This is a genomic window from Haloferax chudinovii, assembly GCF_042663345.1.
In the GTDB taxonomy this organism is placed as follows: domain Archaea; phylum Halobacteriota; class Halobacteria; order Halobacteriales; family Haloferacaceae; genus Haloferax; species Haloferax chudinovii.
On sequence record NZ_JBHTAB010000005.1, the window covers coordinates 149,404 to 175,580 of the forward strand.

Consider the following 26,177-nt stretch of genomic DNA (forward strand, 5'->3'; position numbering starts at 1 on the left):
CGGTCCCCTCCGTTTGCGGGGTGGTCTTAGCGCCACTCGCGTCGATACCTTACCAGTTAGGTAATAGTGGTATATCGTGAGCGGACGACAATCAAATCACGGGCGGCGACCCGCCGCTCCACCACCCACCCATGAGTCAATGCAACCACTGCGAAGCGTTCGTGTCGAACAACTTCGTCCGCGTCTTCGGCGACGAGGACGGCAACGTGTACGCGTGTCCCAGTTGCTCGGCGAACGCGGGTATCTCACAGGTCAGCACCGAGCGGCGAGCGTCGTCTCTCTGAGGACGCCGTTCGGTCGTTGGCACCGCCGCCCCGCGGAGTCGGAGCCTACGAGACCCACACACCACCAAGCACCCCACCACCCCCACAGCGTTCCCCCGCGTCTCGCTTCCACTCCCTTCTCGCCGCGGTAGACTGACCGACGGACTTACCCGTCCGCGATTGGAACTATCGCGTTACCACGGGCCCCGCCTCGCCGCTTCTACCCTCTCCGTCCATATCATTTTTGGAACGCATTCCACGTACGATACGCTTATGAGGCGCGCGTTCGAAGCGGGAGATATGTCAGAATCGGCAGTCGCCGCGGCGGTCGGGTACGACGAGTTGGCCACGCTCAAGCTCGTCGCGCTCGACGGCGGGCGCTCCGGCCCGGTCAAGCTCTCCTGTTCCGGCGTCGCGAATCGACTCGACGTGTCGAACCAGACGGCCTCGCGCCGTCTCCAGCGCCTCGAAGAGGCCGACTTCATCGACCGCGAGGTCGTCGCCGACGGCCAGTGGATAACCATCACCGACGCGGGCGAGTCCGCGCTCAGACAGGAGTACGCCGACTACCGGCGCATCTTCGAGACGCCTTCGGTGGTCGTCCTCGACGGCGAGGTCACCGGGGGAATGGGCGAGGGCCGCCACTACATCTCGCTTTCGGGATACATGGAGCAGTTCAAGGACCGACTCGGCTACGAACCGTTCCCCGGCACGCTGAACGTCCGCCTCGGCGACGACGCGGTCCGCGCCCGCGCCGGGATGAGCGCCCTCGACGCGGTCCCGATAGACGGCTGGGAGGACGACGAGCGCACCTTCGGCCCGGCGACGTGCTACGCCGCCTCCGTCGCGGTCGGCGACGAGTCCTACGAGCCGGTCCACATCATCGTCCCGGAGCGGACCCACCACGACGAGTCGCAACTGGAGATAATCGCGCCCGACAAGCTCCGCGACGAACTCGACCTCGACGACGGCGACGCGGTCACGGTCCGCGTCGAGGAGGCGGAGTACGAATGAGCCGAACCGCCGAGTCGACCGGCGACTTCGACGCCGTCTCGCGCGTCCTCGACGCCTTCCGCGCCGGCGAGCCGGTGCTCGTCCACGACTTCGACGACCGCGAGGGCGAGACTGACCTCGTCTACCCCGCGGGCGCGGTCACCCCCGCCGACGTGGGCCGGATGCGCAACGACGCCGGCGGCCTCGTCTGCGTCGCCCTCCCGAACGACGTGTCAGAATCCCTCGGTCTCCCGTTTATCGACGACGTGCTCGACCACCCGGCCGCGTCGTCTCACGACCTCGCGTACGACTCGCGGTCGTCGTTTTCCTTCACGGTGAACCACCGCGACTCGTTTACGGGCATCACCGATCGCGACCGCGCGATGACCATCTCGCGGCTCGCGCCCGTCGCCGAGGCCACCCGTGCGGGCGAGTACACCGCCGACGACTTCGGCGGCGAGTTCCGCGCGCCCGGCCACGTCCACCTGCTCCGCGGCGCGCCGAACCTGCTTTCGGACCGGCAGGGTCACACCGAACTCGGCCTCGCCTTGGCCGACGAGGCGGGCGTCCCGCCGGCGGTCGTCGTCTGCGAGATGCTCGACGACGAGACCGGCGCGGCGCTCTCGAAGGACGCCGCCCGCGACTACGCCGACCGACACGGCTTCGCCTTCGTCGACGGCGACGGCCTCATCGACGAACTCGTCTGAGCGACCGAGATAGTCGGTCTGATTCAGCTTCTCACGCGCGCCGGTCGCGCCACGACCACGTCGGCTCCCAGCCGAGCAGTCGCTTTGCCTTCTCGGTCGAGACGAGCGCATCGTGGCCCGAAAGCGGCCCTCTGGTCTCCGCGCCGGGGTAGACCTCGCTGGCGAGCGCCGCCGACTCGACGGTCGTCGAAGTGTCGGCCGCCGCGGCCCAGAACACCTCGTGGCCCGCGAAATCGGCGTCGAGCGCCCGGCGGACGAGTCTCGCGGCGTCCTCCCGACCGAGATACGCAAAGAGCGTGTTGCGCGCGGTGTGGAAGTGGCCGGCGTCCCGCAGTCCCGACAGCGAGCGGTCGGCCTCGGCGAAGGCCCGTCTCGCCTCTTCCTCGCTCGGCATCCACGGGAACCGGAGGCTTGCGACCGTCTCGGGGGCGTCGTCGCGGCGGACGAACCCCGCGGCGGTCTGCTCGGCGACGTACTTCCCGAGGCCGTAGGGGTTCGAGGGCGTCGCGCGGTGGGTCTCGTCCACCGGGAGGAAGTCGATTCGGGCGGGGTCGGGTTCGAAGCTCCCGCCGATGGCGCTCATGCTGGAGGCGACGACCACGCGCTCGATGCCGAGCGCGGCGGCGACTTCGAGGACGACGTACGTCGATTGGACGTTGCTCTCGAAGACGCGGTGGCCGGGGTCGTTCGTCGGCGTCGAGATGGCTCCGAGGTGGACGACGGCGTCGGCGTCGACGGCGCTGAGCGCCGCGGTGAGGTCCCCCGGGTCGAGCGCGCTCACGCGGTAGTCGTGGTCCGCGAGCGACGACTCGCTGTGTCGCGAGCAGTTCGTGACGGTGTAGCCGCTCGCGCGGAGGTGGGCGACGACGGTCGGCCCGAGATTTCCGGTCCCGCCCGTGACGGCGACGGATTCGAGGCTCATACCTCGTCATGGCGGTCCGCGGACAAAACCGCCGGGGGCGCGGGAGTCGGGTCGTCATGATTTTAGAGGGGGCCGCCGAAGGCCACTACATGGGATTTGACGAGATGGATGTCTCGACGATCTGGATGAGTGGAGAATATACGGACTGGGAGGACGCGACGGTGCACGTCCTCACGCACGGCCTCCACTACGGGACGGGCGTCTTCGAGGGAGTTCGCGCCTACGACACCGACCGCGGCCCGGCCATCTTCCGCTGGGAGGAACACCTCGAACGGCTCTACAACTCCACGAAGCCCTACGACATGGAGATTCCGTACACGCGCGAGGAACTCACCGAGGCGACGCTGGAGATCATCCGCCGCAACGACCTCGACGGCGGCTACATCCGCCCCATCGCCTTCTACGGCTACGACTCGCTCGGCGTCAGCCCCAAGGACAACCCGACCGAGGTCGCCATCGCGGCGTGGCCGTGGGGGACCTACCTCGGCGAGGACGCGCTCGAAAACGGCGTCGACGTGATGGTCTCGTCGTGGCGCAAGCACGCCTCCAGCCAGATTCCGACGAACGCGAAGACGACCGGTCTGTACGTGAACTCCATGCTCGCGGGGGAGGAAGCCCGCCGCAACGGCTACGTCGAAGCCATCGTCCTGAACAAGGAGGGCAACGTCGCCGAGGGCCCCGGCGAGAACATCTTCATGGTCCGCGACGGGAAGCTCTACACGCCCGGCCTCTCCCAGAGCATCCTCGACGGCATCACCCGCGACACCGTCATCACGCTCGCCCGCGAGCGCGGCTACGAGGTCGACGACAGCGCGACCATCAGCCGCGGCGAACTCAACACGGCCGACGAGCTGTTCTTCACGGGGAGCGCCGCCGAAGTGACCCCTATCCGCAAGGTCGACAACGTCGTCATCGGCGAGGGCACTCGCGGCCCGGTCACGGAGGAACTCCAGTCCGCCTTCTTCGACCTCGTGGAGCGCCGCACCGACGACCACGAAGAGTGGTTCACCTACGTCGACGAGCAGTAACCCGAGACACCCGCGAACACGAGCGTTCTTTTTATCGCGGTCCCGTCACGAGCCGATAGCGACGACCGCCGACGCGGGGCGCGAGCCTTACTCGTCGGCGGCGACCCGGCCGTCGCCGGACTCCTCGGTCACTTCGATGTCGAACTCGTCGACGTGGTCCTGCTCGGCGAACCCGGCCGAGAGGACGCGCGTCAGCGCCTCTTCGACCTTCTCGCCGGTCTCCTCGATGTCGTCGGGGTCGACTTCCATCACGAACCCGGTGGTGATGTTCGGCGCGGTCGGCATGAAGATGATTTCCCTGCCGTCTTTGGTCGTCTTGCCCGTCTTGAACGCGGTCATGCGGATGCCCGGCCACGTTTCGAGGCGGACCGGCTTCTGGAGGTCTTCGGTGCCGGTGAGCGCGGTTTCGACCGCGAGCTTAGAAGCGTTGTAGACGACGCGAACGAGCGGGACCTTGTTCATGGCGGCGTCGAGGCCGGATTCGAGCAGGCGACCGGCCGTCGTCCGCATCAGGTAGCCGACCGAAAGCACCAACAACAGGAAGATGATGATGGCGACGAAGAAGCCGAACACCTCCGAGAGGGAGGTGTACGGCTCCGGAAACTTCAACAGTTGGTCGACTCCCGGAATGCGGACGATTGCGCCGTACAGAATGGAGAGGACGTATAGGATGACGATGAGCGGAACGAGGACCACGAGGCCGCTGGCAAAATCGCGTCTCCACGAGGACATTGATATGGGGTACGTGAACCCGCGGGCATAAGGGGATTTCTAGTGTGGGACGAGAGACACGCGCCGCGTTCCAGCGCTCGCTCAGACGCCGACGACGGCGCGGAGCGCGAACAGCGCGTTTTCCTTGCGCTCGCGGACCCGCCGGTAGAAGTAGGAGACCCAGTTGTCGCCGTAGGGCGCGTACTGCCACACCTCGACGCCGTCGGCGGCGAGGTCGCGCTGGGCGTCCTCGCGCACGCCCATGAGCATCTGCACCTCGTAGTCGCGGTCGTACTCCGCGCCGAGGTCCCGGGCGTAGGCTATCATTTCGGGGTCGTGGCTCCCGACCGCGATGCCGCCGTCGTACTCCCGAAACAGGTACGCGAGGAGTTCCTTGTACGCCTCGTTGACCGCCGATTTCTGCGTGTGGGCGACCGCGGCCGGCTCGTCGTACGCGCCCTTGACGAGGCGAAGCTTCCCCGGCACGTCGGCGAGGCGTTCGAGGTCGTCGGGGGTGCGCTTGAGGTTCGCCTGCACGCACAGTCCCATCCCGCCGTCGAACTCGCGGGCGAGCTCCTCGAAGGCGTCGAGGGTCACGTCGGTCGTCTCGTGGTCCTCCATGTCGCACCACAGGAAGACGCCGCGTTCGTCGGCCGCCTCGGCGATGCGTCGGTAGTTCTCCTCGAACACGTGGTCGCCCGCGTCGAGGCCGATTTGCGAGGGCTTGACCGACACGCAGGCGTCGATGCCGGTCGAGGCGATGTCCTCGACGAGTCGGACGTAGGCCGCCGCGTCCTCGTCGGCGGGCGCGCGTTCCGCGTAGTGCTCTCCGAGGAGGTTGAGGATGACCGCCACGCCGTCGTCGTTCATCCGTCGGGCGTGGTCGAGCGCTCTCGCCGCGGACTCTCCCGCGACGAACCTGCTCGCGATGGGCGGAATCATAATAAACGATTGCGACCGTCAGCTATTGAGGGTTATCATCGATTCGGACGCGAAATCGAACGACTCCGTCGCCTCGCCCGCCGACGAACCGTCGGAACTTACATTCCTCGCCGCGGACGGGTCGGTATGGTCGTCTCTCTCGTCGCCACCGCCTTCTGGGCGATGTTGCCCGCGTACGTGCCGAACAACGCCGCCGTCCTCGCGGGCGGCGGTCGCCCCATCGACGGCGGGCGCACGTGGGGCGGCCGGCGCGTCCTCGGGGACGGAAAGACGTGGCGCGGCACCGCCGCCGGGACGCTGGCCGGGACGCTCCTCGCCGTCGTCCTCAACGCCGCCGCGCCCGCGGTCTCGGACGCGCTCGGCGTCTCGCTCCCGACGTTCCCGCTCGCCGCCGGGGTCGGCCTCGCGCTCGGCGCGATGCTCGGCGACATCGGCGCGTCGTTTCTCAAGCGTCGGTCGGGCCGCGAGCGCGGGGCCGCCTTCCCCGGTCTCGACCAACTCGACTTCGTCGTCGGCGCGCTCGCCCTCGCGTTCGTCGCCGCGCCCGGCTGGTTCTCGGCGACGTTCTCCCTGCCCGTGCTCGCGGTCGTGCTCGTGATGACGCCCGTGCTTCACGTCGTCACCAACGTCGGCGCGTACCTGCTGGGGCTCAAAAACGAGCCGTGGTAATCCGCAGAGCCCCGAGCGGGAAAACGGTCGCACGGACTCGATTCGCTCGTCTCGCGGTCCAACATCGCGTATCACCCACCCCGAACCGTCCCGCTTAAGCGCCTCCCTGAACCCTCTCGAAACAAGATGGCGAACACAGAACTCATCGAGGCGCTTCGAGCCGCCGACGCGGTCCAGTTCGGCGAGTTCGAGCTCTCTCACGGCGGGACGTCGAGCTACTACGTGGACAAGTACCTCTTCGAGACCGACCCCCGGTGTCTGAAGCTCATCGCCGAGGCGTTCGCGGAGCGCGTCGCGGACGACGACAAACTGGCCGGCGTCGCCCTCGGCGCGGTTCCGCTCGTGGCCGCGACCGCGGTCGAGACGAACAAGCCGTACGTTATCGCCCGCAAGAAGGCAAAGGAGTACGGGACGGCAAAGCGCATCGAGGGCGCGCTCGACGAGGGCGAGGAGGTCGTCGTCCTCGAAGACATCGCGACGACGGGCCAGAGCGCCGTCGACGCCGTGGAGGCGCTCCGCGAGGCGGGCGCGGTCGTCGACCGCGTCGTCGTCGTCGTGGACCGACAGGAGGGCGCGGCGGAACTGCTGGCCGACCACGACATCGAACTGGAGTCGCTTCTCACCGCCGAGGACCTGCTGGCCGACGCCGACGGCTAATACACGCTTGTGACTAATTCACTCGGAATCGGCAATCGAAGTATTCATTTTTGTGCAAGTACGAAGGCGGAGGCATGAACAGAGCAGAGAAGGCCGCACTCCAGTTACAGGCTGTCTCCGTGCTCCGGATGCTCAAAGAGACCCGGACGTACGACGAGTTGGCCGAACTCACGGGACTGCCGGCCGGCGACCTCAACCGCTACGTCAACGGGCACGTCTTGCCCGGGGTCGAACGCGCCCGCGAGGTCGTCGAGGGCGTCGGCCGCGACGCGCTCGCAGACGAACTCGAAGCCCGCGTCCGATTCGACGACGAGGGCTACGTCGACAACTCCGGCGTCGTCTTCGACCAGTCGTTCCTCGACCTCGTCGCGCCCGTCGCGGCGAACGCGCTGAACCTCGAACGCCCCGACGTGATTCTGACCGCGGCGACAGACGGCATCACCCTCGGTGCGGCGATGGCGAGCTACTTCGGCGCGCGCCTCGCGTACGCGAAGAAGTCGAAAGAGACCGCCGTCGAGGACTTCATCGAGTCGCGCCAGCGCCTCGCGTCCGGCATCGAACTCACCTACTACCTCCCCGCCAGCGCCATCGACGACGGCGAACGGGTCCTCGTCGTCGACGACCTCATTCGCTCGGGCGAGACCCAAGAACTCCTCTTGGACATCGCCTTGCAGGCCGACGCCGACATCGCCGGTGTCTTCGCGCTCATCGCCGTCGGCGACGAAGGGACGAACCGAGCCCGCGAACTCACCGACGCGCCGGTCGGCGCGCTGAGCAGTTTCGACTGACGCCTCACGACTGCGCCGATACACCGTTCTAAACCATTCAGTTTAATTACATTTGACGTGGAAATAGGCACTTCTGTGCCGTTCGTTCACGTCGAATGGGCCATTTAATCCACGTCTGTGGGTGAATTCCCTCGTCAGGATGGTAATGCTTATGTGTGGAATCCGGGGTATGCTTAGTCGTGCATCATGGGGCTCTCTGAAACCCTCGCAAACTACTTCGACGTGCATAAACACGGGTCCACGGTCAGGACCGAGATTCTCGCGGGCGTCACGACGTTCCTCACGATGTCGTACATCGTGGTCGTCAACCCGTCGCTTCTCACAGACCAACCGTACATCGAGGGCGTCGACGGCATCGCCATCGCCGGCTACACGCCGGGCGAGGTCCAGTCGATGCTCGCCGTCGTCACCATCCTCGCGGCCGCCATCGCGACCACGATTATGGCGTTTTACGCCAATCGACCCTTCGCGCAAGCGCCGGGGCTCGGCCTGAACGCCTTCTTCGCGTTCACCGTCGTCGGCGCGTTGGGCGTCCCGTGGCAGACGGCGCTCGCGGCCGTCTTCGTCGAGGGGATTATCTTCATCGCGCTCACCGCCGTCGGCGCGCGCGAAGCCATCATCAAAGTGTTCCCCGAACCGGTCAAGATGGCCGTCGGGACCGGCATTGGACTGTTCTTGGCGATTATCGGGTTGCAGGCGATGGGCATCGTCGTCAACGACAACTCGACGCTCGTCACGATGGGGAACCTCGCGTCGAACCCCGTCGCCATCGTCTCCATCATCGGCCTGTTCTTCACGTTCGCCCTCTACGCGGCGAACGTCCCCGGCTCTATCATCATCGGCATCGTCGGCACGTCGGTTCTCGGCTGGGGCCTCACCGCCTCGGGTCTCGTCTCGTCCGAGGCGGGTCTCGTCGTCGGCTCCTCCGCGGCGACCTACGACATCACGCCGCTGGCCGGCGCGTTCGTCTCCGGCTTCGGGAACGTCGAGGCGTTCAGCTTCGCCCTCATCGTCATCACGTTCTTCTTCGTCGACTTCTTCGACACCGCCGGCACGCTCGTCGGCGTCGGGCAGGCCGGGGGCTTCCTCAACGACGACGGTGACCTCCCCGACATCGACAAGCCGCTCATGGCCGACGCGGTCGGTACCACCGCGGGCGCGATGCTCGGCACCTCGACGGTCACGACCTACATCGAGTCCGCCACCGGCGTCGAGGAGGGCGGCCGCACGGGCCTCACCGCGCTCGTCATCGCACTCCTCTTCCTCGTGTCGCTCGCAATCGTCCCGCTCGCGACGGCTATCCCGCAGTACGCCTCGCACATCGCGCTCGTCGTCATCGGCGTCGTCATGCTCCGCAACGTCGTCGACATCGAGTGGGACGACCTGACGTTCACCATCCCCGCCGGCATGACCATCCTCGTCATGCCCTTCACGTACTCCATCGCCTACGGCATCGCGGCGGGCATCGTCTCGTACCCGCTCGTGAAGGTCGCCGCCGGCGAGTACGACGAGGTCAGCGCCGGCCAGTGGGCGCTCGCCGCCGCGTTCGTCCTCTACTTCGTCGTCCGCACCTCGGGGATGTTGCAAGCGCAGGTCTGACCCCGCGACGACGCTCTCTCCGCGCTGATTTTCTCACAACCCAATTGGATTCATAAAGTATTGGATACCCCCGGTTCTAAGCCACTCCGTATGAATCTGCCCAACGAGCGGCTCGCCCTCCGCGGAGCCGCTTTCCTCCTCATTATCGGCCTTCTCACTCCCTCTGCGGTCTCCGCGTTGACGTACGACCCCTCCCAGCAGACGAGCCTCGAGCCCGGGACCGTCACCAGCCCCGCCAACGGCTCGACGCTGGTGAGCGTCCAAGGCTACACCTTCCAGGGCAACACGAACCCGAAGAAACCCGCTCGGCTCGTCTCGGTCGACGAACGCGGGAGCCTCCAGTGGACGTACGACGACTCGGACAACGGGAACGCGTGGTTCTTCGACGTCGACCCGCTTCCGAACGGGAACCTGCTGGTTTCGTCGCCCCGCGGGACCGACACCGTCGTCTTCGAACTCGACCCGGACACCCGCGAACGCGTCTGGGAACGGCGGTTCGACATGGAAGACACCCACGACGTCGACGCCTTCGGCGAGGACGAACTCCTCATCGCCAACATGCGCGAGTGGAACGACTCCGCCGGCGTCAGCGAGGACCGAATCGTCGTGTACAACCGCACCACCGACGAAATAACGTGGGAGTGGTACTTCAAGAACCACTTCCCCGCTGACACCGACGGCGGCTACAACGCCGACTGGAGCCACGTCAACGACGTGGACTACATCGGCGATGGTCGGCTCCTGTTGTCGCCGCGGAACTTCGACCAGGCCATCGTCGTCGATATGGAGTCGAAAGAGATCGTCGAACGGCTCGGCACCGACGACGACTACGAGGTGCTCAACGAACAGCACAACCCCGACTGGCTGGTCAGCGAGAACGGCACGCCGACCATGCTCGCCGCAGACAGCGGGAACAACCGCGTCGTCGAGTACGCGAAAGAAGACGGCGAGTGGGTCCGAACGTGGTCCGTCGGGTCGAACACGCTCAGTTGGCCGCGGGACGCCGACCGACTCCCCAACGGGAACACGCTCGTCGTCGACACGCTCAACCACCGCGTGATTGAAATCACGCCGACGGGCGAGGTCGTCTGGGAGTACTACGCGACGTGGGGGCCGTACGACGCCGAGCGCGTCGCTCACGGCGACGAGTCATCCGGGCCGACGATTCGGGACCTCAACGCCAGCGGGTCGTACCCAATCACCGGGAGCGCGAACCTCACCGCGGGCGGAAACGAGAGCGTCGGCTTCGCCGCGCGGGCCGAGTCGACGTTCGCCGGGACGCCGCTCGAAGAGCCGATGAGCGGGCTCTCGACCCGACTGTCGCACGTCCTCCCGTGGCTCCGCCCGGTCTGGATGACGCCGTGGGACCTCTTTTCGGCGGCGTGCGCCGTCGGCGTCGGTCTCACTGCGACCGGCGGCGAACTCTATCTGATGCGCCGGCGGCTCCTCGACACGTTCCGCGAGCTGTTCGAGTGGTAACCCGCCCGCGACCCACGGCGCTCCTTTCGGGGTCGTGTGGCGCGGTTGCATCAGACCATGGCACTCATTAGCCGCGACTCCGTACCTCGGCGTGATGCCCGAGCTCATCCTCTACGAACTGCAAGGCTGTCCGTACTGCGCGAAGGTGAAAGACAAACTCGCCGAACTCGACCTCGAATACGAGTCGCAGATGGTCCCCAGCGCCCACGCCGAGCGCACGGAGGTCGAAGCGGTAAGCGGCCAGACCGGTGTTCCCGTCCTCGTCGACGAAGAACACGGCATCGAGGGGATGGCCGAGAGCGACGATATCGTCGACTACCTCGAAGAGACCTACGGCTCGGCGGCGTAATCTCGTCCACTCGGTCCCGCGGCGGCCGTCGCACCGCTCACTGACTCGTTTCCGACTGCGTGCGACCTCGCGTCGGGCGCGCGTCGCACCCCGCCACGAGCGCCCGGCCCCGTCGATTAGCTCTCGGCGGGGTCGCGGGTCCGCTCGCGAATCAGGTCGCGAATCTCGTCGGGGTCGTCGATGGCGGCGAGTTCCTCACAGCTGACGATGCCGGTGCCGTCGACCGACTCCCGCTTCTGCTGTTCCTCGACGAAGTACACCGAGCGCGTCCGCGTGATTTCGCCAAGCGACGACATGATTTGGGCGCGCTTTTCGGCGCTCCGGGTAAAGGGTGAGTGCCCGGTGAGGACGTTCGTCTCTTTCTTGCGCCCGGCGTCTTCGCTGACGGCCTTGAACGGCGCGCGGGCGGTCGGGTGGACGGTGAAGCCGGCGCGCGTCAGCACCGATAGGACGTGTTCGTCGTCGGGGTCAACGTCCGGGTCGTCGGGTGTCGGCTCGGCGTCGCGGACGTCCTCGGCACCCGTGAGCACGTCGACCGGGTTCGAGAAGGGGCGGTCGAACAGCTCTTCGAGGTGAATCGCCACCTCGATGCTCGCGTTCATGCCGTTTTCGTACTTCGAGACGGTGCGCCGCGAGACGCCGAGTTCGGTCGCGAGCTGTCCGAGGCTCCACCCGCGTTCTTGCCGCTCTTCGGCGAGCACGTCGCCGTCGAGGCTCACGTACAGCCCGCCGGGGGCGGCGTAGATGAGCGGGGGAACCTCCTCGACGAACAGGTCCATGGCGCTGTCGGGGTTCAACACCGGCACGCCGTGGCGGAAGTAGACGACGCCGGGTTTGAGGTCCTCGTCTCGGGTCCGAAGCCCGACGACCAACGGCGTGGCGTCGAGGTACGAGCCGAGGCGTCGCATCTCGGAGCCGGTGACGCCGTCGAACGCGTCGATGTTCCCCAGTATCTTGAGGAGCAACAGGTCCTCGCCCCTGCGAGCGGCGAGGTCGAAGCTCTTCGGCCGGATGGCGATGCGGTCGCTCACGACGAAGCCCGCGTCTTGGAGCATCGCGGCGACATTACCAACCAGCGCTGACCGGGACATAGGGGGCAATAAGCGATTCGGCCCATAAAGCGCTTTCCCCGATACCGCCGCCCTCGGCGACGTATCTCCCCTCTCGATGCCGCATTTATATATCCGAGGCCGTCCCGAAAGGCGTTACTGCGCCCTCCGGCAATCTCGGTCCATGACCGTTATCGGCCTCGACGACACCGACTCCCGGAGCCTCGGGATGTGTACGACCTATCTGGCGACGCTCGTCGCCGAGGCCGTCGAGGCCCGCGGCGGGACCGTCGAGCGGCGACTCCTCGTCCGCCTGAACCCGGCGGTCGAACACAAGACGCGAGGGAACGCGGCGCTGGCGATTCACACCGACCTCCCCGCGGGCGCGGCGTTCGACCTCGCCCGCGAGGAACTCGACCGCTGGGCCGTCCTCGACGACGACCGAACCAGTCCGGGGGTCGTCGTCGCGCCGGGGTCGGCCGACACGGTTTCGACCGCCGTCGCCGAGTTCGCCCGCGACGCAGTCCGCGACTTCCACGACCTCGATGCGGCGGTCGACCTCGCCGAACGCTCCGGGTTCCTGACCGAGGGCTGGCACGGCGGGCGAGGCCGCATCGGCGCGCTCGCGGCCGTCGGCGCGTCGGCCGCCTTCGACGAGTGGACCTACGAACACATCTCCTACCGCGAGTTCCACCGCTGTGGGACGCCCCGCGAGGTCGACTTCGACTCCGTCTTCGACGCCGCGGACGCGGCGTACCCCGAGGCGTGGGACACCGTCGACCGCGAGGAGGGCGAGGCCGTCTGCGTGCCGAACGCGCCGGGGCCGATTCTCCACGGCATCCGCGGCGACGACGCCGACACCGTCCGGGAGGTCGCCGCCGCCATCGACTCGGAACCCGTCGACCGCTCGGCGACGTTTCTCACGAATCAGGGGACCGACGCGCATCTCCGGGACGGCGTGGTCTCGGACCTCCGCGACGGCCGCGCCTACCGCGTCGCCGGGACCGTCGCCACCGAACCGAAGACGCGCCCCGGCGGCCACGTCTTTTTCGACCTCGAAGCCGACGGCTCTGCGGTCCCCGTCGCCGCCTTCGAACCGACGAAGCGCTTCCGTAACCGGGTGCGGTCGCTCCGCGTCGGCGACGCGCTCACCGCCTGCGGCGAGGTCGGTGACGGGACGCTCAAACTGGAGAAGTTCGCGGTCCGAGACCTCGTGCGGACGGAGCCTGCGACCCCCGTCTGTCCCGACTGCGGGCGGACGATGAAAAGCGCCGGGCGGAATCAGGGGTATCGGTGTCGCGACTGCGGGACCGACGCCCCCGGGAAAGTCGAGCGGGCGGTCGACCGCGACCTCGAACTCGGCTGGTACGAGGTGCCGCCGTGCGCCCGCCGACATATCGCCAAGCCGCTGGTCCGCGGGGGCTTCGACGCGGCGACGCATCCCGAACGCTGAGGCCGCGGGTCGGCCCTTCGGCGCTCAGTCTTGGACCACGAGCACGTTCGTGTTCTCGCGGCGGTCGACGAACGACCCCCCGGCGGGCGGTTTCACGTCCACGACGAGCGTCCCGTCCTCGCGGTTCGCGCCGAGTTCGGCGTCGACGCGAACGGTCGCGGACCCGCCGTCGCCGCTTTTCGCGGTCGCCACGCCGTCGATTTCGGCGGTTCCCGATTTCACGATGACCGTCGCGCCCTCGACCGGGTCGCCCTCGTGGTCGACGACGGTGAACTCCAGCGCCTGTTCGCCCGGGCCGACCACGTCGGGCGTCGGCTTCACGTCGAGTTCCGAGGTGGCGAGTCCCTGCACCCCAGAGAGCATGTTGAGCATGACGCTCATACTGGCGACGCCGACCACGAGGGCGATGACGAGGCGGACGGGGAGACCTTCGATAGCGCGCGTGTCTGACCGGAACGTATCGAGCATGGACCGTCTGGCCGCGGATTCGTATATAAACCCTCGTCCGGGGGTTCAAGTCGTATCCCGCGGCCAGTGAGCGCCATGCATATTATCGGCCGCGATTCTGAGGACGAAGGCCCAGTCTGTCGGTTCGGATGCTACCGCGCCCGCGACGGGAGCGACGGCGCGGCCGTCGGACTCGACGTGAACCGCCCGCACGCGGCTGTCGTCGTCGGCAAACGCGGGAGCGGGAAGTCCCACACGCTCGGCGTCGTGGCCGAGGGGCTGACGCGGGCTAGCGGCGTCGCGCCGGTCGTACTCGACCCGATGGGCGTCTTTGGAGGGCTCGAAGCGCCGCCGATAGCCGGCACGGTTCACGACTCGCCGAGCGTCCGCGCCGACGCGCTCCCGCCGAGCGCGTGGCCGGACCTGCTCGGACTCGACCCGACCGCCCCCGCGGGGTCGCTCGTCTGGCGACTCGCGGCCGACGAGGACTCGCTGTCGGCGATGCGCGGGGCCGTCGAAGCCGCGGACGCCGCGTCCGAGGTGCGCAGGGCCGCGGCGAATCACCTCGCGCTCGCCGACTCGTGGGACGTGTTCTCCCCCGACGGCCTCGACCCGGGGTCGCTCTGTGGCTCCGCGCCCGACGTGCTCGACCTCTCGGGGATGGACGCGACCCCCGCGAACGCCGTCGCCCGCGTCGTCGCTCGCGGCCTCTACGACGCCCGCGTCGCGGGTTCGGTCTCCCGCATCCCGTGGTTGCTTCTCGACGAGGCCCACGCGTTCGCCGGCGGACTCGCCGAGCCAGCGCTTCAAACGCTTCTCACGCGCGGACGCGCTCCCGGCGTCGGCGTCGTCCTCGCGACCCAGCGCCCCTCGGCGCTCCCCGAGGTCGCCGTCTCACAGGCCGACCTTCGGGTCGTCCACCGGCTCACCGCCGGTCCCGACGTGTCGGCGATGGCCGCCGCCGACCCGACGTACTTCGACGAATCGCTCCGCGCTCGGCTCCCGCGGGAACGCGGTTGCGCGCTCGTCGTCGACGACACCACGGAGGCCGTCCACGACGTGCGAGTCCGTCCCCGAGAGACCCCCGACGGCGGCGCGACACCGAGGGCGGTCCCTGAGCACGACCGTTCCGAAACCGTAGAGTAGTCTGGCTGGAGAAGGACCGTATGGACCGCTCGGAACTGGCGCTGGTCGCGCTCGGTGGCTTCGCCGGCGCGATACTGCGCTACGGCGTCTCCGTCGCGATTCCCGGTGCGGGCGGCACGCTCGCGGTGAACGTCTTCGGGAGCTTCCTCCTCGGGACGTTCATCACGTCGGTCTCCTCCCGTCGAGCGCAGTTGTTCTTCGGGACCGGCCTGCTCTCGTCGCTCACGACGTACAGCACGTTTGCCGTCCAGACCGCGTCGCTGTCGCCGATGGGCGGCGCGCTCAACGTCGGCGCGAACTACGTGCTCGGCTTCGTCGCCGCCGCGCTCGGCCTCGCGTTCGGAGGGCGGCGATGACCACTTCGCTTCTCTCGGCCGTCCTCGTCGGCGTCGGCGGGATGGCCGGCGCTGTCTCCCGACACACCGTCGACCAACGAGTCGTCGGCAAGTGGAGCACCGTCACGGTGAACGTCCTCGGGAGCATCGCGCTGGGCGTTCTCGCCACCGCGCCCGTCGGCGACGCGGCCGCGACGCTCGCCGGAACAGGGTTCTGCGGGGCGTTCACGACGTTCTCGTCGTTCGCGGTCGGCGTCGCGGAACTCGCCGAAGCGGGCGACTACGACACGGCGGCCCGGTACGCGTTCGGGACGCTCGTGGCGGCGCTGGTCGGCGTGGCTATCGGTGGAGCAGTCGGCGGCTTGGTTGGCTGAGTGAGGAGCGCGGCGCTCGGCGAGTAATTCATCGAAAAGTACGCCCGAGGCGGGATTTGAACCTCGGTCGCTCCGCTCGCTATACCGCTCGCGTCGCTCCCTGATTCAAATCCCGCCGGTCACCGCTTGCAGATTTCACTCGCTGTCGCTCGGCGACGAGACACCTCGCTGGAGGAGTTGAAATCAGAGAAGCGCCCGAGGCGGGATTTGAACCGTGCCGACTCGCTCGTTTTCACTCGCTCGTCGTCGGGTTCAATCCCTTTGGGGTATTTATGAGAATTACGCTCGCGCCGAGACGAGACTCGGCGCTCGGCGAGTAATTCATCGAAAAGTACGCCCGAGGCGGGATTTGAACCTCGGTCGCTCCGCTCGCTATACCGCTCGCGTCGCTCCCTGATTCAAATCCCGCCGGTCACCGCTTGCAGATTTCACTCGCTGTCGCTCGGCGACGAGACGCCTCGCTGGAGGAGTTGAAATCAGAGAAGCGCCCGAGGCGGGATTTGAACCCGCGTCACGACCGTGACAGGGTCGTATGATGGGCCACTACACCACCCGGGCTTACTGAAGTGAGTTTGCGGTACGGAGAGCGCCCGAGGCGGGATTTGAACCCGCGTCACGACCGTGACAGGGTCGTATGATGGGCCACTACACCACCCGGGCCCTCCGTCTGCACTCATTCGTAGCCGAGGTTTATAGATAAGACTTACCATCTGGGTTGTCCTTGGCCCGCGGTACCGCGATTCTCGCCCCGAAGACATTTATATCGTGACACCCCATGCCAACGTGTGACGATTCGCGCATCTCCGGTGCGTGACTGCCGATAGCGCCGCCTTTCTTCGACGCAGTTAACAAGTGTTAAATGGATGCGTCCCAAAATCAGCCGTAGTATCCCGTGACAGCTTCTTCCAGCACCCAGCAGCACCATACATGGTAGACGTAAGCCAACACAAACTGGTTCCGGAACACACGAAACTCGATGACGAGGCCGTCGAGGACGTGTTACAAGAGTACAACGTCGAGAAGACGAACCTCCCGAAGATCAAGCTGAAGGACCCGGCGCTCCCCGAGGACGCAGAGCCCGGCGACGTCATCAAGATCGTTCGGAACTCTCGAACGACAGACAAAGCAGTCGTATACCGACTGGTGATTGAATGAACCGACAAGCGCGACGCGAGGTCTCTCGCAAGTACTTCTCCGAAGAACGGCTCGCTGAACACCACTTCCGCTCGTTTAACGCGTTCCTCGAACGCGGCATGATGGACGTCGTCGAAGAGAAGGCGACCATCGAGACCGACATCGGCGACAAGGAGGGCGAGGAACCCGTCTACGTCGAACTCGGTGGCGTCCGCGTGGAGACGCCCCGCGTCCGCGAGGCCGACGGCTCCGAGGAACTGCTCTTCCCGCAGGAAGCGCGCCTGCGCAACATCACCTACTCCGCCCCCGTGTTCATGGAGATGTCCATCGTCCGCGGCGGCGAGGAGGAAGAGGAGGTCGTCGTCGACACCGCGGAGACGAAGGTCGGCCGGATGCCAATCATGGTCGGCTCCTCGAAGTGCAACATCGCGGAGCTCTCCGACGAGGACCTCGTCGAAATCGGCGAGGACCCCGTCGACCCCGGCGGCTACTTCATCGTCAACGGCTCCGAGCGCGTGCTCATGACCTCGGAGGACCTCGCGCCGAACAAGATTCTCGCCGAGTACGACACGAAGTACGGCGACGAGATTCAGGTCGCGAAGACGTTCAGCCAGCGCCGCGGCTACCGGGCGCTCGTGCTCTGTGAGCGAAACCGCGAGGGACTCCTCGAAGTGTCGTTCCCCTCGGTCTCCGGGAGCGTCAACTTCGTCACGCTCGTGCGTGCGCTCGGCCTCGAATCCGACGAGGAAATCGTCCACCGCGTCTCCGACGACCCGGAGATTGTGAAGTTCATGCTCGAAAACCTCGAGGAGGCCGAGGTCCAGACCCAAGAGCAGGCCATCGAGGCGCTCGGTAAGCGCGTCGCCGGCGGGCAGGGCAAGAACTACCAGCTCAAGCGCGCGAACTACGTCATCGACCGCTACCTGCTTCCGCACCTCCACGAGGAGGGCGCGGAAGAAGAGGAAGTGCGCATGAACAAGGCGTACTACCTCTGTCGCATGGCCGAGGCGTGTTTCGAACTCGCACTCCAGCGCCGCGACTCCGACGACAAGGACCACTACGCCAACAAGCGCCTGAAGGTCTCTGGCGACCTCATGAAGGACCTCTTCCGGACGGCGCTCAACAAGCTGGCGCGCGACGTGAAGTACCAGCTCGAACGCGCTAACATGCGGAACCGGAACCTGACGGTCAACACCGTCGTTCGGTCCGACGTGCTCACAGAGCGGCTCGAACACCCCATCGCGACGGGTAACTGGGTCGGCGGCCGCTCCGGTGTCTCCCAGCTCGTCGACCGCACCGACTACATGGGTGTGCTGTCGCACCTTCGCCGCCTCCGGAGTCCGCTGTCGCGGTCACAGCCGCACTTCGAGGCGCGCGACCTGCACGCGACCCAGTGGGGTCGCATCTGTCCCTCCGAGACTCCCGAGGGACCGAACTGCGGTCTGGTGAAGAACTTCGCGCAGGCGATGGAGCTCTCCCAGAACGTCGAAGACGAACAGTCGCTGAAACGAGAACTCGCGTCGATGGGTGTCGAGGGTATCCCCGGCATCGACAGCGTCGACGCCACACCCGCGGACGACTAACATGGCTCAGGCACAGCGAGAAGCGAAAGTATACGTCAACGGTAGTCTCGTCGGGACCCACCCGGACCCCAACCAACTCGCGGCACAGATTCGAGAGGCGCGCCGCCGCGGCGACGTGAGCCAGATGGTGAACGTCTCCGTCAAAGAGCGCACCCGCGAAGTCATCATCAACGCCGACGCGGGCCGCGCCCGCCGTCCGCTCATCGTCGTCGAAGACGGCGAGCCGCTCCTCGACGACGACCACGTCGAGGCGCTCGACAACGACGAACTCGACTTCGACGACCTCGTCGAGCGCGGGCTCGTCGAGTTCATCGACGCCGAGGAGGAAGAAGACATCTACGTCGCGGTCGACGAGGACGAACTCAACGAGGACCACACGCACCTCGAAATCGACCCACAGCTCATCTTCGGCATCGGTGCCGGGATGATTCCGTACCCGGAGCACAACGCCTCGCCCCGCATTACGATGGGTGCAGGGATGATGAAGCAGTCGCTGGGACTGCCCGCGGCGAACTACCGCATCCGCCCGGACACCCGCCAGCACCTCATGCACTACCCACAGCTCTCGATGGTCAAAACGCAGACCACAGAGCAGATCGGGTTCGACGAGCGACCGGCGGCCCAGAACTTCGTCGTGGCCGTCATGTCCTACGAGGGCTTCAACATCGAGGACGCGCTCGTCATGAACAAGGGCTCCGTCGAACGCGCCCTCGCCCGCTCGCACTTCTTCCGCACCTACGAGGGCGAAGAGCGCCGCTACCCCGGCGGGCAGGAAGACCGCTTCGAGATTCCGTCCCAGGACGTTCGCGGTGCGCGCGGTGAAGACGCCTACTCGCACCTCGACGAGGACGGCCTCGTCAACCCCGAGACGGTCGTCGACGAGAACTCCGTCCTGCTCGGCAAGACCTCGCCGCCGCGGTTCCTCGAAGAACCCGACGACATGGCCGGTCTCTCGCCGCAGAAGCGCCGCGAGACCTCCGTCACGATGCGCTCGGGCGAATCCGGCGTCGTCGACACGGTCACGCTCATGGAGGGCGAAGACGGCTCGAAGCTCGCCAAGGTGTCCGTCCGCGACCAGCGCGTTCCGGAACTCGGCGACAAGTTCGCGTCCCGCCACGGACAGAAGGGCGTCGTGGGCCACCTGGCACCTCAGGAGGACATGCCCTTCACCGCCGACGGCGTCGTCCCCGACCTCGTGCTCAACCCGCACGCCCTGCCGTCGCGCATGACGGTCGGCCACGTGCTGGAGATGCTCGGCGGGAAGGTCGGCGCGCTCGAAGGCCGCCGCGTCGACGGCACCGCCTTCCAGGGCGAAAACGAAGAAGAGCTCCGCTCGGCGCTCGAAGAGCGCGGGTTCATGTCCTCCGGCAAGGAGGTCATGTACTCCGGCGTCACCGGCGAGAAGATCGAGGCCGAAATCTTCGTCGGCATCATCTTCTACCACAAGCTGTACCACATGGTGAGCAACAAACTGCACGCCCGCTCGCGCGGTCCCGTACAGGTGCTCACCCGCCAGCCGACGGAGGGTCGTGCCCGCGAGGGTGGCCTCCGTCTCGGGGAGATGGAGCGCGACACCGTTATCGGACACGGTGCCGCGATGGTGCTCCAGGAGCGCCTCCTCGACTCCTCCGACAAGGAGACGGTCTACATCTCCGCCGACACCGGCATGGTCGCCGTCGAGGACCGCGACCAGCGCCGCATCTACGACCCGGTCACCGGCGACGAGGACAACATCCACGAAATCGAGATCAGCTACGCCTTCAAACTGCTTCTCGACGAGATGGTCGCGCTCGGCGTCCGCCCGCGAATCGAACTGAAGGACGCGGTCTAACCACTCATGTCAATGCAGACACCCAAAGAAATCGGCAGTATCCAGTTCGGGTTGATGGACCCGGAGACGTACCGAGACATGTCCGCGACGAAGGTCATCACCGCGGACACCTACGACGACGACGGCTACCCAATCGACATGGGTCTCATGGACCCGCGGCTGGGCGTCATCGACCCCGGTCTGCAGTGCCGCACCTGCGGCCAGCACTCCGGGTCGTGTAACGGGCACTTCGGCCACATCGAACTGGCCGCGCCCGTTATCCACGTCGGCTTCACGAAGCTCATCCGCCGCCTGCTCCGCTCGACGTGTCGAGAGTGCGGTCGGCTCTCGCTCACGGACGAGGAAGCAGACGAGTATCGCGACAAGCTCGGTCGCACGAAGGAACTCGGCGACGACTGGAGCGACGTGATGAAGTCGGCGGTCCGGCAGGCCCGCAAGGCCAAGCGCTGTCCCCACTGCGGCTCGCCGCAGCACGACATCAAACACGAGAAGCCGACGACCTACTACGAGGTCCAGAACGTGCTCGCCGGGGACTACTCCGAGCGCATCGCCGAAGCGATGCAGCCCGACCCCGACGACGAGGACGACGAGGGCGTCGACCCCGTCACCCTCGCCAACGAGACCGGCCTCGACGCCGAACGCGTCAATCAGGTGCTCGCCGGCGAGTTCCGCCCGGTCGGCGACGACCGCAAGGCGCTCGAAAAGGCGCTCGACCTCGACCTCACAGAAGAGGACATGAACAAGCTGATGCCCTCGGACATCCGCGACTGGTTCGAGGACATCCCGGACGATGACCTCGTCACGCTCGGCATCGACCCCAGCCGGTCGCGCCCCGAGTGGATGATTCTAACCGTCCTCCCTGTCCCGCCGGTCACGGCGCGTCCCTCCATCACGCTGGACAACGGCCAGCGCTCCGAGGACGACCTGACTCACAAGCTCGTGGACATCATCCGCATCAACCAGCGGTTCATGGAGAACCGCGAGGCGGGTGCGCCACAGCTGATTATCGAGGACCTGTGGGAACTGCTGCAGTACCACGTCACCACGTTCATCGACAACGAGATTTCGGGCACGCCGCCGGCGCGCCACCGCTCCGGCCGCCCGCTGAAGACGCTCAGCCAGCGCCTGAAGGGCAAGGAGGGTCGCTTCCGCGGCTCCCTGTCCGGAAAGCGCGTCAACTTCTCGGCGCGTACCGTCATCTCGCCGGACCCGACCCTGTCGCTCAACGAGGTCGGCGTCCCGGACCGCGTCGCGTCCGAGATGACCCAGACGATGAACGTCACCGAGCGCAACATCGACGAGGCTCGCCAGTACGTCCGTAACGGCCCCGAGAGCCACCCCGGCGCGAACTACGTCCGCCGCCCGGACGGCCGCCGGCTGAAGGTGACCGAGAAGAACTGCGAGGAACTCGCGGAGAAGGTCGAACTCGGCTGGGAGGTCAACCGCCACCTCGTCGACGGCGACATCGTCATCTTCAACCGACAGCCGTCGCTGCACCGGATGTCTATCATGGCGCACGAAGTCGTCGTGATGCCGTACAAGACGTTCCGCCTGAACACGGTCGTCTGTCCGCCGTACAACGCTGACTTCGACGGCGACGAGATGAACATGCACGCCCTCCAGAACGAGGAGGCCCGTGCCGAGGCGCGCGTCCTCATGCGCGTCCAAGAGCAGATTCTCTCGCCGCGCTTCGGCGAGAACATCATCGGCGCGATTCAGGACCACATCTCGGGCACCTACCTGCTCACCCACGACAACCCCGAGTTCGTCGAGACGCAGGCGCTCGACCTGCTCCGCGCGACGCGCGTGGACACGCTCCCCGAACCCGCGGGCGAGAACGAGGACGGACAGCCCTACTGGACCGGCCAGCAGATCTTCTCCGAACTCCTGCCGGACGACCTGGACATGGAGTTCACCTCGAAGGTCGGCGACACGGTCACCATCGAAGAGGGCCAGCTCACGCAGGGCACTATCGACGAGGACGCCGTCGGCGCGTTCGGCGGCGAAATCGTCGACGCCCTCGCCAAGGACTACTCGAAGACGCGCTCGCGCATCTTCATCAACGAGATCGCCTCGCTCGCGATGCGCGCCATCATGCACTTCGGGCTGTCTATCGGTATCGACGACGAGTCCATCCCGGACGAGGCGACGGCGCAGGTCGACGAGGCCATCGACGCCGCCTACGACAAGATTCAGGAGCTCATCGAGATCTACGAGGCGGGCGAACTCGAATCCCTGCCGGGTCGCTCCGTCGACGAGACGCTGGAGATGAAGATCATGCAGCGCCTCGGCAAGGCGCGCGACTCCGCCGGCGAAATCGCGGAGGACCACTTCGAGGAGGACAACCCGGCGGTCGTGATGTCGAAGTCCGGCGCGCGTGCGTCCATGCTCAACCTGACCCAGATGGCCGGCTGTGTCGGCCAGCAGGCGGTTCGGGGCGAGCGCATCAACCGCGGCTACGAGGGCCGTACCCTGAGCCACTACCAGAAAGGCGACCTCTCGGCCGAGGCCCACGGCTTCGTCGAGAACTCCTACCGCGCCGGCCTCACGCCGCGTGAGTTCTTCTTCCACGCGATGGGTGGCCGCGAGGGGCTTGTCGACACGGCAGTCCGGACCTCGAAGTCCGGCTACCTACAGCGTCGGCTCATCAACGCCCTCTCCGAGCTCGAAGCGCAGTACGACGGCTCCGTCCGCGACACGTCGGGGACCATCGTGCAGTTCGAGTTCGGCGAGGACGGCACGAGCCCGGTGAAGGTCTCGTCCGACGACGAGATGCCCATCGACGTCGAGAACATCGCCGACCGCGTCCTCACCTCGGAGTTCAGCTCCGAGGAGGAAAAGGAGCGTTTCCTCGGCGAGCGCGAACCGCCGACCAACCTCTCCGAGCACGCCGAACCGCGTGTCGACGCCCGTGCGGGGGTCGAATCCGATGACTGAAACCGACGCAACCGCCGACTACGAGTTCGTCGACGACGACGTCGTCGACATCGTCGAGTCCAAAGAGCTGTCTCGACGACTGAAGGACCGCATCTACCAGACCATCGAAGAGCGCGAGGGCGTCACCCTCGGCCAGGCCGGCGAGATCGCGCAGGCCGTCGAGGCGCGCTACCTCGACACCCGCGTCGACCCGCTCGACCCCGTCGGGACGGTCTCGGCGCAGTCAATCGGTGAGCCGGGGACGCAGATGACGATGAACACGTTCCACTACGCGGGCGTCGCCGAAATCGACGTCACGCAGGGTCTACCGCGGCTCATCGAACTGGTGGACGCGCGGAAGACCCCCGACACGCCGATGATGACGGTGTACCTCGAAGACGAGTACGCGAACAACCGCGAACTCGCCCACCAGGTCGTCTGGAACATCGAGTCCACGAAGGTTCTGGCGCTCGGCGACATCTCGACGAACGTCGCCGACATGGTCGTGCAGGTCAACCTCAACGACGAGACGCTCCTCGAACGCTGGCCGACGTACGACGACGAGGGCGTCATCGCGAGCGAAATCGCCGAGACCATCGAGGACGCGCTCGGCATCAAGACCCGCCGCGAGGGGACGCTCATCGAGTTCGGTCCCGAGAGCCCGAGCTACCGCCGGCTCCTCCAGCTCGTCGAGGAACTGCGCGACATCGTGTTCAAGGGTATCGAGGAGGTCTCCCGCGTCGTCATCCGCAAGGAGGACAACGAGAACACCGACGGTGAGGAGTTCGTCCTCTACACCGAGGGCTCGGCGTTCGGCGACGCGCTCGCCATCGAGGGCGTCGACGCCTCCCGGACCACCTCGAACAACATCCACGAGGTGCACAAACAGCTCGGCATCGAGGCCGCCCGCGAGTCCATCATCGACGAGACGATGAACACGCTTCGCGAGCAGGGTCTCGACGACGTGAACATCCGCCACCTGATGCTCGTCGCGGACATCATGACGAACGACGGGACCATCGAGTCCATCGGCCGTCACGGTATCTCCGGGTCGAAGGACTCCGTCCTCGCCCGCGCCGCGTTCGAGGTCACGGTCAACCACCTGCTCGACGCCGCCATCCACGGCGAGGAAGACGACCTCGACGGCGTCATCGAGAACGTCATCGTCGGCAAGCCGATTGCTATCGGCACCGGCGACGTGGACCTCCGCATGGGCTCGCTCGACGTCGAGGACGCGGACGCCAACGCGGCACCCGAACCGTCCGACGACTGACGATGAAAGTTACGCTGTCGGATACGGCTCGCCGCTTCATCGCCCTCTTCGAGGAGGAGACGGAGGCGACGGCCCACGACTGCCTCGTCTTCGACGACCGGGTCGTCTTCCTCGTCGCCGCGGGCGACATGGCGACGGCCATCGGTCCCGGCGGGCGGACCGTCCAGTCGGTCGAGCGCCAGCTCGGCCGGACGGTCGAACTGGTCGAGGACGCCGATACGCCCGAGGCGTTCGTCGCGAGCGCGCTCGCGCCGGCGGCCGTCCGACACGTGACTCTCTCGCGGCAGAACGACACCGTCGCGTACGTCGAGGTCGCCGAAGCCGACCGCGGCGTCGCCATCGGCGCGGGCGGGAACACCATCGACACCGCCCGCGAGCTGGCGCGTCGCCACTACGACATCGACGACATCCAGTTGACGTAACGCGGCGGTCGACTCGACCACACGTTTTTGTCCCCACCGAACGGCGAGCTACGCATGTCGCCGATACGACAGTCGCTCGGGGTCGCGGTCGGGCAACTCGACCCGACGCAGTTTTCGGAGTACGAGGAGCTCGCGAGCGCGACTGCGGGGTTCGCCGCCGCGGCGGTCGTGGTCTATCTCGTCGGCCGGCTCCTGATAGTCCCCGGCGTGACGCGGCTCGTCAGCGCTCGGAACCGGAACAACCCGACGCTGAAGTCGGCGACAGAGACCTACGCGCACGCCTTCGTCATCGTCGTCGCCGCGGTCGCCGGCGTCGTCGGCGCGGGCTACCCCTCTGTGCTGACCGACACGGCGCTCGTCGTCGCGGCGCTGACGCTCGTCGTCGGCGTCGCCGGGCAGGAGGTCATCGGCGCGCTCATCAGCGGCCTCTTTCTCGTGGCCGACCCGGATTTCAACGTCGGCGACTGGATATCGTGGCCCGGCGGCGAGGGCGTCATCGAGGCGGTCGACTTCCGGGTCACGCGCGTGCGGACGGTGAACAACGAGACCATCTCCGTGCCGAACACGGAGCTCACGACGAACGCGCTCACCCGGCCGTACGGCCGAGAGCGGTACCGAATCACCGAGCGAGTCGACGTCGCGTACGACGATGACACGGAGCTGGCGCTCCGCGAACTCGTCGAGACGGCGCGGGAGGACGACCGCGTGCTGGACGAGCCGGAGCCGACCGCGCGCATCCTCGAATTCGCCGGGAGTTCGGTCGGACTGCAGGCGGAGTTCTGGGTCGCCTTGCCGATGGACGTGAACCTCGTCGACGTTCGCTCGCAGTACCGACGGCGCGTCAAGCGACGGTTCGACGGGGAGGGACTGACGCTCGGGCCGGCGTCGGGACGGGAGGTCAGCGGCCGCCTCGGCGTGGACCTCGTCGGGGGGCGCGGCGGCGAGTGACCCGGCCGAACGGGGGCGACGACGCCCAGTGTGGCGACAGTTTACACGGTGGGGAGAAACGACACCATCTCCGGGCGGTTTAGTCGCTCTTCGACGCAGAGGGGCCGTCGTTCGAATCGAAGAAACGACCTCAGATTCCTTCTTAGGGGCCGCTAATCG

Annotated in this window: 26 protein-coding genes and 2 tRNA genes; 21 read left to right on the top strand and 7 right to left on the bottom strand. The window is 66.8% G+C overall.

The annotated features are described in order from the left end of the window. Nucleotides 1-131: 131 nt before the first annotated feature. The 3 genes from ACFQI8_RS11405 (at nt 132) to ribB (ending at nt 1,963) form a co-directional block, all read left to right on the top strand. Entirely contained in the window at nt 132-284 is a 153-nt protein-coding gene (locus ACFQI8_RS11405; RefSeq protein WP_465261713.1) for a DUF7563 family protein, read from the top strand. Between the two features lie 252 nt (nt 285-536). After that, nucleotides 537-1,277: a DUF120 domain-containing protein gene (locus ACFQI8_RS11410; RefSeq protein WP_390244859.1), complete on the top strand. Its 741-nt coding sequence runs from the start codon at nt 537-539 to the stop codon at nt 1,275-1,277. Further along, nucleotides 1,274-1,963: a 3,4-dihydroxy-2-butanone-4-phosphate synthase gene (gene ribB / locus ACFQI8_RS11415; RefSeq protein WP_390244861.1), complete on the top strand. Its 690-nt coding sequence runs from the start codon at nt 1,274-1,276 to the stop codon at nt 1,961-1,963. Before ACFQI8_RS11410 ends, ribB begins: the two co-directional genes overlap by 4 nt. Before the next feature lie 31 nt (nt 1,964-1,994). On the opposite strand, the gene ACFQI8_RS11420 is transcribed toward ribB, so the two are convergent. Then, nucleotides 1,995-2,885: an NAD-dependent epimerase/dehydratase family protein gene (locus ACFQI8_RS11420; protein ID WP_390244863.1), complete on the bottom strand. Its 891-nt coding sequence runs from the start codon at nt 2,883-2,885 to the stop codon at nt 1,995-1,997. An 89-nt stretch (nt 2,886-2,974) separates the two neighbouring features. Here ACFQI8_RS11420 and ACFQI8_RS11425 point away from each other — a divergent pair, with 89 nt between their 5' ends. Further along, nucleotides 2,975-3,913, top strand: coding sequence for a branched-chain amino acid transaminase (locus ACFQI8_RS11425; RefSeq protein ID WP_390244979.1), 939 nt, complete (start codon nt 2,975-2,977; stop codon nt 3,911-3,913). Nucleotides 3,914-4,000: 87 nt separating this feature from the next. Here the strand turns inward: ACFQI8_RS11425 and ACFQI8_RS11430 are convergent, their stop codons facing one another. Both ACFQI8_RS11430 and ACFQI8_RS11435 read right to left on the bottom strand, forming a co-directional pair. After that, nucleotides 4,001-4,645, bottom strand: coding sequence for a DUF502 domain-containing protein (locus tag ACFQI8_RS11430; RefSeq protein WP_390244865.1), 645 nt, complete (start codon nt 4,643-4,645; stop codon nt 4,001-4,003). A gap of 81 nt (nt 4,646-4,726) precedes the next feature. After that, the gene (locus ACFQI8_RS11435) at nt 4,727-5,566 is read right to left on the bottom strand and encodes a proline dehydrogenase family protein (RefSeq protein WP_390244867.1); all 840 of its coding nucleotides are present in this window, start codon (nt 5,564-5,566) and stop codon (nt 4,727-4,729) included. Between the two features lie 126 nt (nt 5,567-5,692). Between ACFQI8_RS11435 and ACFQI8_RS11440 the strand changes: the two genes are divergently transcribed. The 6 genes from ACFQI8_RS11440 to ACFQI8_RS11465 all read left to right on the top strand — a co-directional run bounded on the left by ACFQI8_RS11440 (nt 5,693) and on the right by ACFQI8_RS11465 (nt 11,107). After that, nucleotides 5,693-6,235: a CDP-2,3-bis-(O-geranylgeranyl)-sn-glycerol synthase gene (locus tag ACFQI8_RS11440; protein ID WP_390244869.1), complete on the top strand. Its 543-nt coding sequence runs from the start codon at nt 5,693-5,695 to the stop codon at nt 6,233-6,235. 126 nt (nt 6,236-6,361) lie between these two features. After that, a complete protein-coding gene (pyrE, locus tag ACFQI8_RS11445; RefSeq protein ID WP_390244871.1) occupies nt 6,362-6,892 on the top strand; it encodes an orotate phosphoribosyltransferase in 531 nt (176 codons plus the stop codon). 74 nt (nt 6,893-6,966) lie between these two features. Then, nucleotides 6,967-7,680, top strand: a complete 714-nt coding sequence (locus tag ACFQI8_RS11450; protein ID WP_148413644.1) for a phosphoribosyltransferase family protein — start codon at nt 6,967-6,969, stop codon at nt 7,678-7,680. A gap of 186 nt (nt 7,681-7,866) precedes the next feature. After that, complete coding sequence (locus tag ACFQI8_RS11455; protein WP_390244873.1) at nt 7,867-9,279, top strand: NCS2 family permease; 1,413 nt, start codon at nt 7,867-7,869, stop codon at nt 9,277-9,279. A gap of 90 nt (nt 9,280-9,369) precedes the next feature. Next, on the top strand, nt 9,370-10,758 hold the full coding sequence (locus tag ACFQI8_RS11460) for an aryl-sulfate sulfotransferase (RefSeq protein WP_390244875.1): 1,389 nt from the start codon (nt 9,370-9,372) through the stop codon (nt 10,756-10,758). Nucleotides 10,759-10,852: 94 nt separating this feature from the next. Then, a complete protein-coding gene (locus tag ACFQI8_RS11465) occupies nt 10,853-11,107 on the top strand; it encodes a glutathione S-transferase N-terminal domain-containing protein (RefSeq protein ID WP_390244877.1) in 255 nt (84 codons plus the stop codon). A gap of 116 nt (nt 11,108-11,223) precedes the next feature. On the opposite strand, the gene ACFQI8_RS11470 is transcribed toward ACFQI8_RS11465, so the two are convergent. Then, on the bottom strand, nt 11,224-12,198 hold the full coding sequence (locus ACFQI8_RS11470; protein ID WP_390244879.1) for a transcriptional regulator: 975 nt from the start codon (nt 12,196-12,198) through the stop codon (nt 11,224-11,226). A 142-nt stretch (nt 12,199-12,340) separates the two neighbouring features. On the opposite strand from ACFQI8_RS11470, the gene ACFQI8_RS11475 reads away from it, so the two are divergent. Next, nucleotides 12,341-13,609 carry a TiaS agmantine-binding domain-containing protein gene (locus ACFQI8_RS11475; RefSeq protein WP_390244881.1) on the top strand — a complete coding sequence of 423 codons (1,269 nt, stop codon included), beginning with the start codon at nt 12,341-12,343 and terminating at the stop codon, nt 13,607-13,609. Between the two features lie 24 nt (nt 13,610-13,633). Here the strand turns inward: ACFQI8_RS11475 and ACFQI8_RS11480 are convergent, their stop codons facing one another. Beyond that, complete coding sequence (locus ACFQI8_RS11480; RefSeq protein ID WP_390244883.1) at nt 13,634-14,077, bottom strand: DUF7382 domain-containing protein; 444 nt, start codon at nt 14,075-14,077, stop codon at nt 13,634-13,636. A gap of 75 nt (nt 14,078-14,152) precedes the next feature. Here ACFQI8_RS11480 and ACFQI8_RS11485 point away from each other — a divergent pair, with 75 nt between their 5' ends. Genes ACFQI8_RS11485 through ACFQI8_RS11495 form a run of 3 tightly spaced genes read left to right on the top strand, consistent with a single transcriptional unit; the run spans nt 14,153 to nt 15,911 of the window. Further along, nucleotides 14,153-15,202: an ATP-binding protein gene (locus tag ACFQI8_RS11485; RefSeq protein ID WP_390244885.1), complete on the top strand. Its 1,050-nt coding sequence runs from the start codon at nt 14,153-14,155 to the stop codon at nt 15,200-15,202. A gap of 20 nt (nt 15,203-15,222) precedes the next feature. After that, complete coding sequence (locus ACFQI8_RS11490) at nt 15,223-15,558, top strand: fluoride efflux transporter FluC (protein ID WP_390244886.1); 336 nt, start codon at nt 15,223-15,225, stop codon at nt 15,556-15,558. Further along, complete coding sequence (locus ACFQI8_RS11495; RefSeq protein ID WP_390244888.1) at nt 15,555-15,911, top strand: fluoride efflux transporter FluC; 357 nt, start codon at nt 15,555-15,557, stop codon at nt 15,909-15,911. Before ACFQI8_RS11490 ends, ACFQI8_RS11495 begins: the two co-directional genes overlap by 4 nt. Nucleotides 15,912-16,396: 485 nt before the next feature. Here the strand turns inward: ACFQI8_RS11495 and ACFQI8_RS11500 are convergent. Together ACFQI8_RS11500 and ACFQI8_RS11505 are read right to left on the bottom strand one after the other, a co-directional pair. Then, nucleotides 16,397-16,469: transfer RNA gene (locus ACFQI8_RS11500), tRNA-Asp, on the bottom strand. A 29-nt stretch (nt 16,470-16,498) separates the two neighbouring features. Beyond that, nucleotides 16,499-16,571: transfer RNA gene (locus ACFQI8_RS11505), tRNA-Asp, on the bottom strand. A gap of 267 nt (nt 16,572-16,838) precedes the next feature. Here ACFQI8_RS11505 and ACFQI8_RS11510 point away from each other — a divergent pair. The 7 genes from ACFQI8_RS11510 to ACFQI8_RS11540 are packed head-to-tail and all read left to right on the top strand — an operon-like array spanning nt 16,839 to nt 26,018. Further along, entirely contained in the window at nt 16,839-17,066 is a 228-nt protein-coding gene (locus ACFQI8_RS11510) for a DNA-directed RNA polymerase subunit H (RefSeq protein WP_004044577.1), read from the top strand. Then, nucleotides 17,063-18,628 (top strand): DNA-directed RNA polymerase subunit B'', encoded by a 1,566-nt coding sequence (locus tag ACFQI8_RS11515; protein WP_004969057.1) that lies wholly within the window; start codon nt 17,063-17,065, stop codon nt 18,626-18,628. Before ACFQI8_RS11510 ends, ACFQI8_RS11515 begins: the two co-directional genes overlap by 4 nt. 1 nt (nt 18,629) lies before the next feature. Continuing rightward, nucleotides 18,630-20,459 carry a DNA-directed RNA polymerase subunit B gene (gene rpoB / locus ACFQI8_RS11520; protein ID WP_390244891.1) on the top strand — a complete coding sequence of 610 codons (1,830 nt, stop codon included), beginning with the start codon at nt 18,630-18,632 and terminating at the stop codon, nt 20,457-20,459. Nucleotides 20,460-20,471: 12 nt separating this feature from the next. Beyond that, nucleotides 20,472-23,396, top strand: a complete 2,925-nt coding sequence (locus ACFQI8_RS11525; RefSeq protein WP_390244893.1) for a DNA-directed RNA polymerase subunit A' — start codon at nt 20,472-20,474, stop codon at nt 23,394-23,396. Continuing rightward, nucleotides 23,389-24,648, top strand: coding sequence for a DNA-directed RNA polymerase subunit A'' (gene rpoA2 / locus ACFQI8_RS11530; RefSeq protein ID WP_390244895.1), 1,260 nt, complete (start codon nt 23,389-23,391; stop codon nt 24,646-24,648). Before ACFQI8_RS11525 ends, rpoA2 begins: the two co-directional genes overlap by 8 nt. A 2-nt stretch (nt 24,649-24,650) precedes the next feature. Further along, nucleotides 24,651-25,070 carry a NusA-like transcription termination signal-binding factor gene (locus ACFQI8_RS11535; protein ID WP_390244897.1) on the top strand — a complete coding sequence of 140 codons (420 nt, stop codon included), beginning with the start codon at nt 24,651-24,653 and terminating at the stop codon, nt 25,068-25,070. A 54-nt stretch (nt 25,071-25,124) separates the two neighbouring features. Beyond that, complete coding sequence (locus ACFQI8_RS11540; RefSeq protein ID WP_390244899.1) at nt 25,125-26,018, top strand: mechanosensitive ion channel family protein; 894 nt, start codon at nt 25,125-25,127, stop codon at nt 26,016-26,018. Nucleotides 26,019-26,177: the final 159 nt, after the last annotated feature.